The organism is Streptomyces sp. CA-181903, assembly GCF_050937075.1.
GTDB lineage: Bacteria > Actinomycetota > Actinomycetes > Streptomycetales > Streptomycetaceae > Streptomyces.
Window position 1 is genome coordinate 4,142,404 of record NZ_JBNJLY010000001.1, and the last position, 13,516, is coordinate 4,155,919.

Below are 13,516 nucleotides of genomic sequence, written 5' to 3' on the forward strand. Positions count from 1 at the left end.
CGTGAATCAGGACGCCCGGACGTCCTCCGCCGGGCCGCCGGCGAGGCGTTCGGCCAGGTGGTCGGCGATGTCGCTGATGGTGGGCAGCTTCCAGAAGACGTCGGCGGGCACGTCCCGGCCGACGCGCTTCTCCAGCCGGCGGCGGACGACCACCGTCATCACCGAGTCGAGTCCCTGCTCCACCAGCGGGCGGCGGACGTGCAGGTCCGCCGGCGCGAGTCGCATCTCCTGCGCGATCTGCGCGCGCACCTCGTCGAGCACCCGCTGCCGCAGCTCGTCCGGTGCCAGGCCCGCGAACGACACCGCGTCCGCGTCCGCCTGCCGCCCCGGCTCGTCGGCGGCCGGCGCGGCCGGCTGCTCGACCACCGGGTAGCGCAGGCCGCGCAGGCTCGCCACCGGGCGGCCGTCCGGGTCGGTGACCAGGGCGTGCACGGTGTCGGCGACGCCGGGATCGAGGACGACCTCGACCGTCGCCGCGTCCGGGGGTGTGCCGTGGACGGTGATCTCGTCGATCTCGACGACCATGCGGAGCCGGGGGAGACCCATGAAGGCGGCGGGCGCGATGGACATCACGGCGTCCAGCAGCGGGGCCCAGGAGCCGGTTTCGGGCGAGGCGACGCGGGCGTGCAGCACGCCGAAGCCGGCGGACAGTTTCTCGACCGTCCAGTCGAAACCGGTCGAGGGCACGCCCACCTCGGCCAGCCGCCGCGCGACCAGCCCGGGGTCGGCGGGTTCGAGCCGGTGCTCGGCCGGGTCCAGGAGCGACCGCGACGCCAGGGCGGCGAGGTCGGGTGTGGCGGTGCCGGACGCGCAGTGCACGAGCCAGGCGGGGTTCGGGTCCGACGCGTCCGCGACCGTACGGGAGGCCAGCCGGACCACGTCGCCCTCGTGGACGACCTGGATCTGCCGCTGCCCTGCGGTGAGCACGGGGTGGGTCATCGTCATGCCCCGCAGGGCGCGGGCCTCGCCGTCCTCGGCCGCCGCGGCCAGGAACGTGACCGCCAGCACGGCGGCCGGGACGATCTCCACGCCGTTGAGGGCGTGGCTGCCCGGGTACGGGCGGCTGTCGTCGTCCAGTGTGCTGTGCCACAGCCGCACGGCGCTGCCGGCGACGGCGGCGGGGGTGCCCAGCAGGGTGTGCGACGTGACGTCGTGGCCCCGCCCGGCCGTCCGCGTCCCGGCGATGGAGCGCCAGAGCGAGCGGTGCCGCCAGGGGTACGGCGGCAGGTCCGCCAGGTCCCCGTTCGGCTGGAGCGCCGACCAGTCGACGGTCACGCCGTGGCAGTGGGCCGCGCCCACGGCCGCGTCGAAGGTGCGCGCCTCGGGCTTGTCACGCCGCAGCGTCGTGCCGACGAACACGTCCTCCACGCCGCGCTCGGCCAGCGTCTCGTGGACCGAGTGCGTGACCACGGGGTGCGGGGCCAGCTCGACGAACGCCCGGTGGCCGTCCTCGGCCGCGGCGGTGACCGCCGCGGCGAGCCGCACCGGGTTGCGCAGGTTGCCCGCCCAGTACGCGCCGTCGGCGGTCATCGCGGCCCGCGGATCCGTGAGCGCCGTCGTGTAGAGGGGGGTGTGCGGGGTGCGCGGACGCAGCTCGGCGCAGGCGGCGCGGAGCCGGTCCAGCAGGGGGTCCATGTGCGGGCTGTGGAAGGCCACGTCGGAGGCGACGCGCCGGACCACCAGCCCCTCCTCCGTCCAGCGGCCGACGACCTCCTCCACCGCGCCGGGGTCGCCCGAGACGACGGTGGACGACGTCGAGGACGCGATGGCGGCGACGACCGCGGCGTTCCCCGCGAGCCGCTCGGCGACCTCGTCGAACGGCAGGTTCACCATCGCCATCGCGCCGCGCCCGGCGGCCTCGCGCAGCAGCAGCGACCTGCGGCAGATCAGCCGGGCCCCGTCGTCCGTGGTCAGCGCGCCGGCGGTGACGGCGGCGGCGATCTCGCCGACCGAGTGGCCGATGACGGCGGCGGGTTCGACGCCCCGGGACCGCCACAGCGCGGCGAGCCCGAGCTGCATCGCGAAGATCATGGTCTGGGCGCGGTGGACCTCGGTGTGGTCGCCCTCCACCAGCACCTCGCGGGGCGAGAAGCCGATCTCCTCCTTGAACACCGGCTCCAGCTCGTCGATCGCCGCGGCGAACACCGGCTCGGACTCCAGCAGTTCCCGGCCCATCCCGGCCCACTGGGAACCGTGGCCCGAGAACACCCAGACGGGACGGGCGGTGTCCGGCAGCACGGCCCCGGTGACGAGACCGGGCGCCGGCTCCCCGGCGGCCAGCGCGCGCAGCCCGGCGGCCAGTTCGCCGCGGTCGGCCGCCACGACGGCCGCCCGGTGGGCGAGCGGGGACCGCCGGTGGGCCAGGGTGTGGCCGAGCGAGGCCGGGTCCATGCCCTCCTCGACCAGGCCGGCGAGCGCGCCGGCGTGTTCGCGGAGCGCCTCGGGAGAGGCGGCGGAGAGCGGGAACACGGTTCCGGCCGGCTCCGGCGCGGGGCGGGCGGGCGCGGCGGGCGCCTGCTCCAGGACCACGTGGGCCACGGTGCCGCCGTAGCCGAACCCGGACACCGCGGCGCGGCGGGGGTGCGGGCGCTCGGGCCACGGCACCGCGCCGGTGGCCAGCCGGATGGCGTGGCCGTCCCAGTCGATCTCGGGGTTGGGGTCGCCGTCCAGCGGGCTGGCCGGGATCCGGTCCCGCCCCAGGGCGAGGACCGCCTTGATGACCCCGGCGACGCCCGCGGCGCCTTCCAGGTGGCCGATGTTGGACTTCACCGTCCCGACCACGCACGGCTCCCCGCCCGCGCGGTCCTTTCCGTAGACCGCGCCGATCGCACCGATCTCCATGGGGTCGCCGAGGCGGGTGCCGGTGCCGTGGGCCTCCACGTAGTCGACGGTGCCGGCGTCGACGCCCGCGGCCGCCAGGGCGCGCCGCATGACGTGCTCCTGGGCCTGGCCGCAGGGGGCCATGATGCCGTTGGTGCGCCCGTCCTGGTTGACCGCGCTGCCGCGCAGCACCGCCAGCACCCGGTCGCCGTCGCGTTCGGCCTCCGCCAGCAGCTTGAGGACGAGCACGCCGCAGCCCTCGCCGCGGCCGTAGCCGTCGGCCGACGCGGAGAACGGCTTGCTCCGGCCGTCGGGCGCCAGCGCGCCGGCCGCGCCCAGGGCGACCGTCTGGCCGGGCGACACCAGCAGGTTGACGCCACCGGCCAGCGCCAGGGTGCACTCGCCGAGCCGCAGGCTCTGCGCGGCGGTGTGCAGCGCCACCAGCGAGGCGGAACACGCGGTGTCGACGGAGAGGCTGGGCCCGCGCAGGTCGAGCGCGTGGGAGACGCGGTTGGACACGGCGCACACCGCCGCGCCGATCCCCGTCCAGGCGTCGATGCCCGGCAGGTCCTCCAGCCGGCCCGCGCCGTAGTCGTAGGTGCAGACCCCGGCGAACACCCCGGTGTCGGTCCCCGCCAGGGTGTGCGGCGCGATGCCCGCGTGCTCCAGTGCCTGCCAGGCCACCTCCAGCATGAGGCGCTGCTGCGGGTCCATCAGCTCGGCCTCGCGCGGGGAGATGCCGAAGAACTCGGCGTCGAAACCGGCGATGTCGCCGTCCAGGTAGCTGCCGGAGCGGATGGCCTTCCGCAGCGCGGCGTCGAACCGCGGGCCGAAGTCCCGGTACTCCTCCCAGCGGTCGGTGGGCATGTCGCCGACGGTGTTGCGGCCGGCCGCCAGCAGGTCCCAGAACCCGTCGGGCGATTCGACGCCGCCGGGGAACCGGCAGCCGATCCCGACCACGGCCACCGGGGGAGGGAGTCTGCCGGCTGTGCGAGGGGTGTCACGGGCGTGTTCCGTTCGTCGTTGCCGGTATTCGTCATGCGTCCCAGCCCGGCGATTCGAGGACCTGGAGGACGGCGCTGGACACCACGAGGCCCGGAGCGGTGGCGAGTTGCAGGACGTGGTCGCCGGGGGCGAGCTCACCGGTCCGTACGAGGTGTTCCATGGAGAGCAGGTGGTCGCTGGCCCCGCAGTGGCCGATTCCCCGGCCGAACTCCCAGGTCGAACGGGACAGCGGCAGCCCCCAGGCCGCCATGCAGCGCTGTTCGACCACTTCCCGCGAGTAGTTCATGAAGGAGACGCGGGCGACGTCCGCCATCCCGATGCCGGCGTCCGCGAGGGCGCGTTCGGCGATCTCCGTCATGTGGTCCTGGATGTCGGCCATCGCGAGGGACGCCGGGCTCCGGGTGGCGAACTGCTGGCCGATGCGGGCGCTGAAGTCGGTCGGACGGCCCCGGGTGATGCTCGGCGGGAACAGCGGCTCGTCGCCCCGGTGCAGCGCCTCGATCTCCGGCAGGCCCTTGGACGCCAGCGAGCGGAGCCGGGCGAAGCCGGGCCGCTTGGTCAGCACCAGGGCCGAGGCGGCGTCGCCGCCGATGAAGCCGGGACCCATCCGCCACCGGTCGACCAGCGGCGTCCCGTAGTTGTCGGCGGCGACGATCAGCGCGCTCGTACGGTGCGGATCGGCCTGAAGATAGGCGGCGGCGAGTTCCAGCGCGCTGAAGACGCCGTTGCAGCCCTGCCGGATCTCCAGGGCGAGCATGTCCCCGCCCACCAGGTGCCGCTGGAGGTACGCCTGGGGCGGCCAGCCGTCCGGGCCCTGGTGCCAGGTGCTCGCGTACAGCAGCAGATCGAATTCCTTCGGCGATCCGCCCCACCGTTTCACCGCCTGCTGCGCCGCCCGCAGGGCCATTTCCGGAGGGGGTATGTCGCCGGCGATCGCGACTCCGCCGAGTTCGTGCGCCTCGGCTTCCTCGGCCGGGTAGAGGCCGCGTTCCACGGCCCATTCGACGCTCACCACGGGCGGTACGAAAACGCCGAGAGCACCGATGTACAGGTCGGCTGTCTGCACCAACCCACCTCCCTGATTTCAGGTTTACTGGACCCGGCGCGCACAGCAGGTCATTCCGCGCCGATCATAATCAGCGGCACGCCGGCATTTTCGAAGGAATCACCTAGATCCGGCCCCGGTATTTCGCGTCCGGAATTCGCGATGTCACCGGGTCCCCGTCAGCGGACCGCGGCCGCCGCCTTCGCGGGAGCGGGTGCGGCGCGGCGCGCTTCCGCGCGGTCGAGCAGGTCGAGCAGTGGGGCGGTCATGACGGTGGCGCACAGGGTGACCAGGACCAGCATGGTGAACAGCGCCGGCGACAGGACGCCGAGGTCGAGGCCGATGGTGAGGATCACCAGCTCGGTCAGCCCGCGGCAGTTCATGAGCACGCCGATGCGCAGGGCGTCGACGCGGTCCACCGACATCAGCGCCGCCGCGGCCGCGCTGCCCGTCAACTTCCCGGCCACTGCGACCAGCAGACCGACGCCGGCCCACACCCACAGGGCCCCGCCGCCCTCACCGAGCCGCAGCAGGTCGGTCTTCACGCCGACCGAGGCGAAGAACGGGGGCAGCAGAACGGCCGTGACGAGTTCCTGGAGCTTGCCGCGGGCGTTCTCCAGGGCCGGTGCCGTCTTGGGGCAGATGGCGCCGAAGAGGAAGGCGCCGAAGATGAGGTGGATGCCGATGAGTTCGGTGGCGACCGCCGACAGCAGGACGCCGGGGACGATCAGGGTGAGCACGCCGCCGTCGGCGAGCCGGCGCTCGGATCCCTCCAGGACCCGGCGCAGGGCGGGGCGGACGAGCACCACCATGACGCCGAAGAAGGCCGCGGTGAGCGCGAGGGTGCGCAGCACGCCCAGGGGCGAACCGCCGCGCAGCAGCGCGACCAGGCCCGCGAGCAGCAGCCAGCAGGCGAGGTCGGCGGTGGCGGCGCCCACGATGGCGTACGCGCCCGCCCGGGACTGGAGCATGCCGCGTTCCATCAGCAGCCGCGCCAGCACGGGGAAGGCGGTCACGCTCATGGTGATGCCCAGGAAGAGGGTGAACGGCAGGAAGCCGACGCCTTCCGGGGCGTAGCCGGTGTACAGCGCGTACCCCAGGCCGCAGCCGAGCGCGAACGACAGGCAGACGCCGACGACGCCCACGGCGACGCCGGTGCGGCCCGCGTCCTCGTGTGGGGTGTCGCCGAACTCCATGCCGATCAGGAACATGAACAGCGCCAGCCCGATCTGGGCGACGAGGTTGAGGTACGAGTGGAGGGCGGCGGGGAAGAGGGCGTCGTAGGCCCGGGGGGCGACGAGGCCGAGCACCGAGGGGCCCAGGACGATCCCGGAGATCATCTCGCCCACCACGCGCGGCTGCGCCAGGTACCGGCTCGCCAGCGTCCCGAGGCCCCGGGCGACGGCCACCACCACGGCCAGGGCGAGCAGCAACTGCCATGCTTCGACGGGCGATCCGCCCCGCTCGGTCCCGCCGGAGCCGGATCGTCCGCCGCCCTTGCCCGCGGTCCCGTGCCACAGCAGCAGGGCCGCGGCCAGCAGCGGCAGGACGGACAGCAGGCAGACGGCGAGCAGGCGGGCGCCGCCGCGCGTTCTCATCCCCGGCACCGCGTCACACCACTTCCAGGGTGGGCAGCGGGAAGACGAGGTTGCCTCCGGAGGCCAGGAAGCCGCGTTCCCGGGCGATCATCGCGTCCCGGTAGATCCACGGGAGGACCAGGAACCGGTCGGGACCGAGCGCCCGGGCCTCCTTCTCGGAGACGATCGGGATGTCCGTACCGGGCGTGTAGCAGCCGAACTTGTCCTCGTTCACCTCGGCGATGCAGGGCAGGAGCGTCTCGTCCACACCGCAGTACTGGAGGATGACGTTGCCCTTGGTGGAGGCGCCGTATCCGAGGGTGCGCAGTCCCTTGTCGCGCGAGGCGGTGAGGAAGTCCATGAGCCGGTCGCGGGATTCCTCGGTCCGCCGGGCGAACTCCGCGTAGGGCAGGTCCGTCTCGCCGGCGCGGATCCGGGCCAGGGCCCGCTCGTCGGCCGCGCGCGGGGAGTCGCTCCGGGCCAGGACGAGGGAGAGGCTCCCGCCGTAGACGGGGGTCAGCTCGGCGTCCACGACCTTCAGGCCGGTGCGTTCGGCCATCCACTCGATCTGGCGGAGCCCGTAGTAGTCCAGGTGCTCGTGGCAGACGACGTCGTAGGCGGCGGCGTGCAGCATCGACGGCAGGTAGCTCTGCTCGGTCACCCAGATGCCGTCGTCCGCCAGGACGTCGCGGATCTCGCGCATGAAGTCCATGGGGCGGGGCAGGTCGTAGAACATCGCGATCGAGGTGACGACCTTGGCGCGGCGGCCGCCGAGCAGCCCGGCCGCGAAGAAGTCGGGGATCAGCTCGGCGCCCGGCGGGTACGTCCCGGCGAAGACGGTGGCGGCGGGGTCGACGCCGACCAGGGAGGGGCCGGAGGGGTAGGCCGCCAGCAGGGTGCCGTCGTTGCTGCCGATGTCCAGGACGAGGTCGCCGGGGCCGAGGTCGACGGTCTTCGTGATGGCGGCGACCTTGCCGCGCAGGTGGTCCGCCATGGAGCGGTTGAGGCTGGACCGGTAGCCGTAGCCCTCGCCGTACATGAGGCCGAAGTCGGCGGTGTGCCGCAGCTGCACCAGCTCGCAGCCGGCGGGCGAGCAGCGCACCAGCTCCAGGGGGACGTACGGGACGTCCTCGCCGCGGCTCCGCGGGAACACACCGGTGAGTGCCTGCGGACCGAGGTCGAGCACGGGCAGCAACTCGGTGTTGTCGCAGATCCGGCAACGGTCGATCACTGTCGAGTGACCGGTCGTGGTCATGATTCTCCAGTCAGTGCTCTGCTACGGGCCCCGAGCCAGCCGATGACATCGGCGGCGTCCGGCCAGTCGGGCCGGCTGTCCAGGGGGAACTGGTCGTCCTTCCGGGTGCCGGCGAAGACGGAACGCGAGCCGACCGCGTCCCTGATCTCCCGCAGGCCGACCGTCGTCCGCGCGCCCACCTCCCACAGCCCCTCGGCGTCGAGGTGCGAGGCCACCCAGCGGCCGCACCACTCGACCGGCGCGAAGCTCTGCCGTGAATCGCCGTGCGCGTACACCGGCCGGTCCGCGAGGAAGTCCATGAGGACGCCCTTGGTGTTGGCGTCGCCGTACATGGGACCCAGGCGGACGATCAGGTGGTCCGCGCAGAGCTCCTCGGCCTCGGCCCGGTTCCTGCCGTAGGGGATGTCCGGTTGGGTGCGGGCGGAGATGGTGCTGATCTGGACGAAGCGGCCCCACTCCCAGTCACGGAGGAGCGCCCGGGTCTTGTCGACCGTCTCGCGACGGTCCTCGTCGGGGTGGTGCCGGGCCCAGTAACGCCGGGACGGACAGGCGGCGTTGACCAGGACGTCGAAGGGGCCGCTGCGGCGGGCCTCCTCGTAGGTCGCACGGGTCACGGGAACCGCGTCGGGTCCCAGGGCCCGGGTGATGGCGGTGCCGACGAATCCCCGGCACCGACCACCGCGACCCTCACTTGCGCTCCAGGGTGTGCGGCAGCGGCTCGACCTGGACCAGCGGCGGGTCGCACTCGTCCCAGGGCTTGGTGAGCATGGCGATGAACGTCAGCGGTGTGATGGCGTGGACGGCGTGCATGATTCCCGCCGGCGTCCTGGTGCAGATGCCGCGCGAGACGTGGATGAACTCCTCCTCGCAGTCCGGGTCGTCGGCGTCGTCCTTGGTGACCAGTACGCCCGAGCCCTCGACGAAGAGCAGGTATTCGACGAAGTGCGGGTGATAGTGCAGACCGCGCACCTTTCCCGGATACAGATGCAGCATATTGAATTCCAGGATGGGTTCCGGGGGAACCCAGGTGAAAATTCCGCCGCGACCGTCCCGCACCGTGTCCAGGTTGCAGGTCGGCTGGAGCACCTCGATTTTCATGCCGTCTCCCCTCGTTCCGCCACAGATTCGCAGGCGTTGAGGATAAGGCGTACATGTATGAGGAATTTGCTAGTCCTGCCCGGGCGCCCTCCCGGGGGCCGGGGTTTCCGTCCGCCAACGGCGCCACTTGCCGCCCGCGGGCTCCCCGGCCGGCCAAGCGCCTTGTTACTCGCGGTTATGCGGCCAGAACGGACAAGTGGCGACGCGGGTCGCCGGCCGGGGTGACCCGGCACAGTTTTTGCTACGGCTTGGCGGGCGCATGGAAGTTGTGGGCCGCCGTGCCCGTGAAGTCCGTTCCCCAGGTGCGGGATGCCGGGATCCGCCCCATTTGCTCGGACAATTCAATACCTGTGAACTGTGGCTTCCACTTGTACGAAAGTCCACTACTCGCCGTGTTCGACTTGTGGGTAGAAATGGACCCGCCGCCGGTACCCGGGTCCGCTACGGCGCCCTCCCCCTCTCAGCGCTCTTCCCTCAAGGGAGTACTAGGTGAACACCGCCCCCACGACGTTATCCACCCTGGACGCCAAGATCATGGAGCGCATCGCCGCAGGTGAGCGCACCACTTGCATCGCGAACAAGCTCTACCTCAGCCGGCAGGGCGTCGAGTACCACGTCAGCAAGATGATGGAGCGCTTCCGGGTGCCCAACCGCACCGCGCTCGTCGCCAAGGCCTACGCCATGGGAATCCTGGGATCGGAGGCCTGGCCCCCAGGGTCTTGCAGGACCGCATCAATTGAACCGCCGTCGCGGGCGATAGCGGGCGGCTTCCGGCCGGGCTGGACAAAACGCACATATGGCCGATGCGAGTTTTGTCGAAACCGGCTTTGACGCCGCCCGCTGCCGCAGTGGCGCCAGGCGGGTGCGAAGTCCCCTTCCTGGCAACGCAATTGCCGCGCGCGTGCGGGCGCGGGACGCCTTGTCCATGCCGCCGGCCGGCCCACGCGTAATCGGTTGGCCACACCAAGGAATCCGGCCGTGGATGCGATAAGATGATCTGAGTGGGTTATGTTCTGGGGTCATTCGTCGCTTAGGCGGTATCGCGGCACGAACGCATTGTCCGGCGACACTCTTTCGGTGCCGTGCCGCTCGATGCGTCGGATGACCTCTTAGGGGATGCAAGGAACACAGGCTCATACGGGGGCCAATTTTGCTGTATTCCGAATGCGACACCGGTCATTCTGTCGACGATCGGGTCCTCCGCGAGGACGGGTTCCCTTGGCTGGAAGGGCTGAGCCAGGTACACCTGCTCTCCGAGCGTGAGCTCCAGGTCTTCTGCCTGCTGAGCCACGGCTACTCCAACCGCGAGATCGCGGCGCTGCTCGGGGTGACCGAGCGCACCGTCAAGGCCCATATGGCGCAGATCCTCGCGAAGCTGAGGGTCGAGTCACGCCTGCAGGCCGGGCTGGTCTCCTTCGCGCACGGGCTCACGGCGTTCATCGGCGATTCACCGCGGACGCCCGGGGTCTCCGCCGCCGTGCCGTAGCCCCGTCGCCTTGCCGTAGGGGTGCTCCTCCGCCATGCCGCGGAGGCGTCCCCGGCGCCGGGCCCGCGTTCGGCGGAGGGGCCCGGCCGCTACGCCCGCGCCAGGTCCGGCACCAACTCCTCGACCTTGCGCCGGAAGGCGGCCGCGAGCAGATCGTGCCCCTCCTGGTTGAAGTGCAGCGGGTCGAGGTGCCGCGGCTCCACGTACAGGTGGGCGGTCTCCGGGCCGGCGAGGCTCGGGCCATGGACGTAGTGCAGGTTCTCGTCGCCGTCCGCGCGCAGCAGCTCGACCGCCTCACGGGTCTGCTCCCGGACTTCCGCCAGGGACAGGTATCCGTCTCCCTTCAGCGGGTCGTGCCACGGGGAATGGTGGTGGGACGCGATCAGCACGGGGGTCGAGGGGTGCCGCTCACGGATGATCCGGATGAAGCCGATCAGGTTGGGCCGGTAGGTGAACTGGTTGAGGGCCCGGGAGCCGTAGATGTTGATGCCGACCATGCACGTGATCAGGTCGGCGGGCAGGTCGCGGAGCAGGGTCGCGAAGAGCGGCTGGAGGTAGCAGCCCGCCCCGATCGCCAACGACGTCAGATCCAGGCCGAGTTCCGTCGCCACGGTCGCGGTCCAGTTCCGGCCGGGCGACAGCGCTCCCCGGCCCTGGGACTCCGAGGAGCCGTAGTGGAGCCAGCGGGGCGCGGTCGCGGTGTCCGCGCTCACCTCGGCGTCCGCCGGCACCTCCACCCCGTGCAGGGTGAACTGGTTCAGGCAGGGCAGCCACAGCTCCACGAGGCGGCCGCTGCCGGCGCCCGGCAGGGATTCCACCCGGCAGGCGTGGATCCCCTGGTCGGTCACCAGCGGAAGGCTGGTGAACGGCTTGCCGTCCACGCGCACGTCCACCTGGGGATTCTCGGGCGGACCCGGCATCTCGTGGGCGGGACGGGCGGCGTAACGGAAAAGGAACCCCTCCGCGTCCGTCCGGAAAGTGACCCGCACTCCCGACGGCATGGCGGCGCGTCCCACGCTTCCCTCGGGAAAGAAGAGATGCCGTTCCCGAAAAGGTATTCGCCAGGGCAGTATTCCGCCGTCGACCTCCTGGAGGGAGACCGCACCGCGATAGGTCAGCACCGGGTCGTCCGCCTTGATGAGGCGCCCCGCTTCCAACATCCGTCACCTGTCCAGTCGTTCCGATGGCCGACTCCCCGACACTAACAGCAGTCAATGCAGTTGAGGCCGCCGATTCTCTAGTGCATTTCTTAGAAAGCGGTTCCTACAATGAATCCCGACCGGCACCCGTGAGTGCCCCTCCAACGGAACGCGGCCATACCTGGAGTGACTGTGGACAAGAAAGAGACCGCGGACCGGGGCACCCCCGGGCAGCGCCCCATGGTGGTGGCGGTCTGTGCCTTCCGTCCGGAGAACGTGCGCCGGCATCTGCGGCACAATCTCGACCAGTTGAACGGCGACGAATACCTCGTCCTGCTGGACCGGCCGGTGACCCCCGAGGCCGAGAAGATCGCCGCCCAGGTGAACGAGGCCGGCGGGACGATGCGCGTCCTGGGCGCCACGCGCGGGCTGTCGGCGTCCCGCAACACGGTGCTGCGGGAGTACGCCGGGCGGCACGTCCTGTTCGTCGACGACGACGTGCGGCTCGACGCCTCCGCCGTGGACGCCGTCCGCGCCGCGTTCCGCGCCGGGGCACACGTGGTCGGGGCACGGCTGCGGCCACCGCGCGACATGCGCCGGCTGCCCTGGTTCCTGTCCTCGGGGCAGTTCCACCTCGTCGGGTGGCACCGACCCCGCGGGGACATCAAGATCTGGGGCGCTTGCATGGGCGTCGACGCCGACTTCGCGCACCGCCGGGGCCTGCTCTTCGACCTGGGCCTCAGCCGCACCGGCGGCAACCTCAAGTCCGGCGAGGACACCACGTTCATCGCACTGATGAAGGAGGCGGGCGCCGTCGAGCGCCTGCTGCCCGGGCACGCGGTCGTCCACGACGTCGACCCCGGCCGGCTGACCCTCCGCTACCTCCTGCGCAGGGCCTACTGGCAGGGGCACTCGGAGGCGCGGCGGCACCAGTCGGTCGCGGGGCTCCGCAAGGAGCTGAACCGGCACCGCACGGCACCGGAGTCCCGCTGCACCCCGCTGTTGTTCTGCCTGTACGGCGCCGCCACCGCGATCGGCGTCGGCCACGGGCTCGTACTCCGTCTGCGCGGTAAGTGAGCACCGGGCCGGAGGCGTTGACCGCCCCCGGCCGCCGGGTCAGGCCCGCCGCCGGACGGGCGAGCCGGAACGGATCCAGTCGTAGGTGGCGGCGATGCCCTTCTCCAGCGGCACGGACGCGGCCCAGCCCAGGTCGGCGGCGGCGCGGGTGACGTCCAGCGTGCTGTGCCGGATCTCGCCCGGCCGGCGGGGCGCGAAACGGGGACGCAGGTCGCGCCCGGAGGCGGCGGCGATGTGGTCGAGGACCTCCAGCACCGTGCTCCCCTCGCCCGTGCCGATGTTCCAGACGCCGGGCGCAGGATGCCGGAGGGCCGCGAGGAACGCCTCGGCGACGTCGCCCACGTACACGTAGTCGCGGGTCTGCGCGCCGTCGCCGAACACGGTGGGCACCCCGCCGTCGCGGGCCACCCCGCAGTGGATCGCGATGACACCCGCCTCTCCGCCCGGACTCTGCCGGGGCCCGTACACGTTGCCGAGCCGCAGCACGCTGTGCCCGGTCCCGTGCAGCCGGTTGAAGAGGCCGACGTACTGCTCCGCGCAGTACTTGGCGGTGCCGTAGGGCGCCTGCGGCCGGGGCGGCGTGTCCTCCGCGGTCGGGACCGGGACGCCCTCCCCGTAGAGGGCCCCGCCGGTGGAGGCGAACACGACCCGCGCGCCGACGGCCCGGGCCGCCTCCAGCACGTTGACCGTCCCCTCCACGTTCACCCGCGCGTCGGCGGCCGGGTCGGCCACCGAGACCCGGACGTCGATCTGGGCCGCGAGGTGGCAGACGGCGTCGGGGCGCACGGACCGCACCGCCTCGTCGAGGGCGGCGGCGTCGGTCACGTCGACGCGGCGGAGGTCCGCCCGCGGGTCCAGCCGCTCCGGATCGCCCGTGGTCAGGTCGTCGAGGACGGTGACCTCGGCCCCGGCCTCCAGCAAGGTGTCGACGACGTGCGAGCCGATGAAGCCCGCCCCTCCGGTCACCAGCAGACGCGTTCCGTCCGAGAACCCCGGGAACATGGACATGGCCGC

At 72.2% G+C, this 13,516-nt stretch carries 11 protein-coding genes; 3 read left to right on the top strand and 8 right to left on the bottom strand.

Annotated elements, in window-relative coordinates:
* Positions 1-6 precede the first annotated feature (6 nt).
* The 6 genes from ACQEVS_RS18555 to ACQEVS_RS18580 all read right to left on the bottom strand — a co-directional run bounded on the left by ACQEVS_RS18555 (position 7) and on the right by ACQEVS_RS18580 (position 8,800).
* On the bottom strand, positions 7-3,786 hold the full coding sequence (locus ACQEVS_RS18555) for a type I polyketide synthase (protein ID WP_433021778.1): 3,780 nt from the start codon (positions 3,784-3,786) through the stop codon (positions 7-9).
* A gap of 70 nt (positions 3,787-3,856) precedes the next feature.
* A complete protein-coding gene (locus tag ACQEVS_RS18560; protein ID WP_433021780.1) occupies positions 3,857-4,891 on the bottom strand; it encodes a ketoacyl-ACP synthase III family protein in 1,035 nt (344 codons plus the stop codon).
* A gap of 158 nt (positions 4,892-5,049) precedes the next feature.
* On the bottom strand, positions 5,050-6,468 hold the full coding sequence (locus ACQEVS_RS18565) for a cation:proton antiporter domain-containing protein (RefSeq protein WP_433021782.1): 1,419 nt from the start codon (positions 6,466-6,468) through the stop codon (positions 5,050-5,052).
* Between the two features lie 13 nt (positions 6,469-6,481).
* Positions 6,482-7,702 carry a class I SAM-dependent methyltransferase gene (locus ACQEVS_RS18570; protein ID WP_433021784.1) on the bottom strand — a complete coding sequence of 407 codons (1,221 nt, stop codon included), beginning with the start codon at positions 7,700-7,702 and terminating at the stop codon, positions 6,482-6,484.
* Positions 7,699-8,316 carry an NAD(P)-dependent oxidoreductase gene (locus ACQEVS_RS18575; RefSeq protein ID WP_433021786.1) on the bottom strand — a complete coding sequence of 206 codons (618 nt, stop codon included), beginning with the start codon at positions 8,314-8,316 and terminating at the stop codon, positions 7,699-7,701. The genes ACQEVS_RS18570 and ACQEVS_RS18575 overlap by 4 nt, the downstream gene beginning before the upstream one ends.
* Positions 8,317-8,389: 73 nt before the next feature.
* A complete protein-coding gene (locus ACQEVS_RS18580) occupies positions 8,390-8,800 on the bottom strand; it encodes a cupin domain-containing protein (RefSeq protein ID WP_185942343.1) in 411 nt (136 codons plus the stop codon).
* Positions 8,801-9,289: 489 nt separating this feature from the next.
* Here ACQEVS_RS18580 and ACQEVS_RS18585 point away from each other — a divergent pair, with 489 nt between their 5' ends.
* On the top strand, positions 9,290-9,631 hold the full coding sequence (locus ACQEVS_RS18585; RefSeq protein WP_433021788.1) for a response regulator transcription factor: 342 nt from the start codon (positions 9,290-9,292) through the stop codon (positions 9,629-9,631).
* Positions 9,632-9,950: 319 nt separating this feature from the next.
* Positions 9,951-10,286 (top strand): response regulator transcription factor, encoded by a 336-nt coding sequence (locus ACQEVS_RS18590; protein ID WP_433021790.1) that lies wholly within the window; start codon positions 9,951-9,953, stop codon positions 10,284-10,286.
* A gap of 89 nt (positions 10,287-10,375) precedes the next feature.
* Here ACQEVS_RS18590 and ACQEVS_RS18595 read toward each other — a convergent pair whose 3' ends face one another.
* The gene (locus tag ACQEVS_RS18595; RefSeq protein WP_433021792.1) at positions 10,376-11,446 is read right to left on the bottom strand and encodes a GDSL-type esterase/lipase family protein; all 1,071 of its coding nucleotides are present in this window, start codon (positions 11,444-11,446) and stop codon (positions 10,376-10,378) included.
* A gap of 171 nt (positions 11,447-11,617) precedes the next feature.
* Between ACQEVS_RS18595 and ACQEVS_RS18600 the strand changes: the two genes are divergently transcribed.
* The gene (locus ACQEVS_RS18600) at positions 11,618-12,502 is read left to right on the top strand and encodes a glycosyltransferase (protein ID WP_433021794.1); all 885 of its coding nucleotides are present in this window, start codon (positions 11,618-11,620) and stop codon (positions 12,500-12,502) included.
* A 39-nt stretch (positions 12,503-12,541) separates the two neighbouring features.
* Here ACQEVS_RS18600 and ACQEVS_RS18605 read toward each other — a convergent pair whose 3' ends face one another.
* Positions 12,542-13,510: an NAD-dependent epimerase/dehydratase family protein gene (locus ACQEVS_RS18605; protein ID WP_433021796.1), complete on the bottom strand. Its 969-nt coding sequence runs from the start codon at positions 13,508-13,510 to the stop codon at positions 12,542-12,544.
* Positions 13,511-13,516 lie beyond the last annotated feature (6 nt).

Excerpts from the sequence above, each read along its gene's own strand:
- ACQEVS_RS18565 (WP_433021782.1), bottom strand. The coding sequence starts at position 6,468 with ATGAGAACGCGCGGCGGCGCCCGCCTGCTCGCCGTCTGCCTGCTGTCC.
- ACQEVS_RS18570 (WP_433021784.1), bottom strand. The coding sequence starts at position 7,702 with ATGACCACGACCGGTCACTCGACAGTGATCGACCGTTGCCGGATCTGC.
- ACQEVS_RS18580 (WP_185942343.1), bottom strand. The coding sequence starts at position 8,800 with ATGAAAATCGAGGTGCTCCAGCCGACCTGCAACCTGGACACGGTGCGG.
- ACQEVS_RS18595 (WP_433021792.1), bottom strand. The coding sequence starts at position 11,446 with ATGTTGGAAGCGGGGCGCCTCATCAAGGCGGACGACCCGGTGCTGACC.
- ACQEVS_RS18605 (WP_433021796.1), bottom strand. The coding sequence starts at position 13,510 with ATGTCCATGTTCCCGGGGTTCTCGGACGGAACGCGTCTGCTGGTGACC.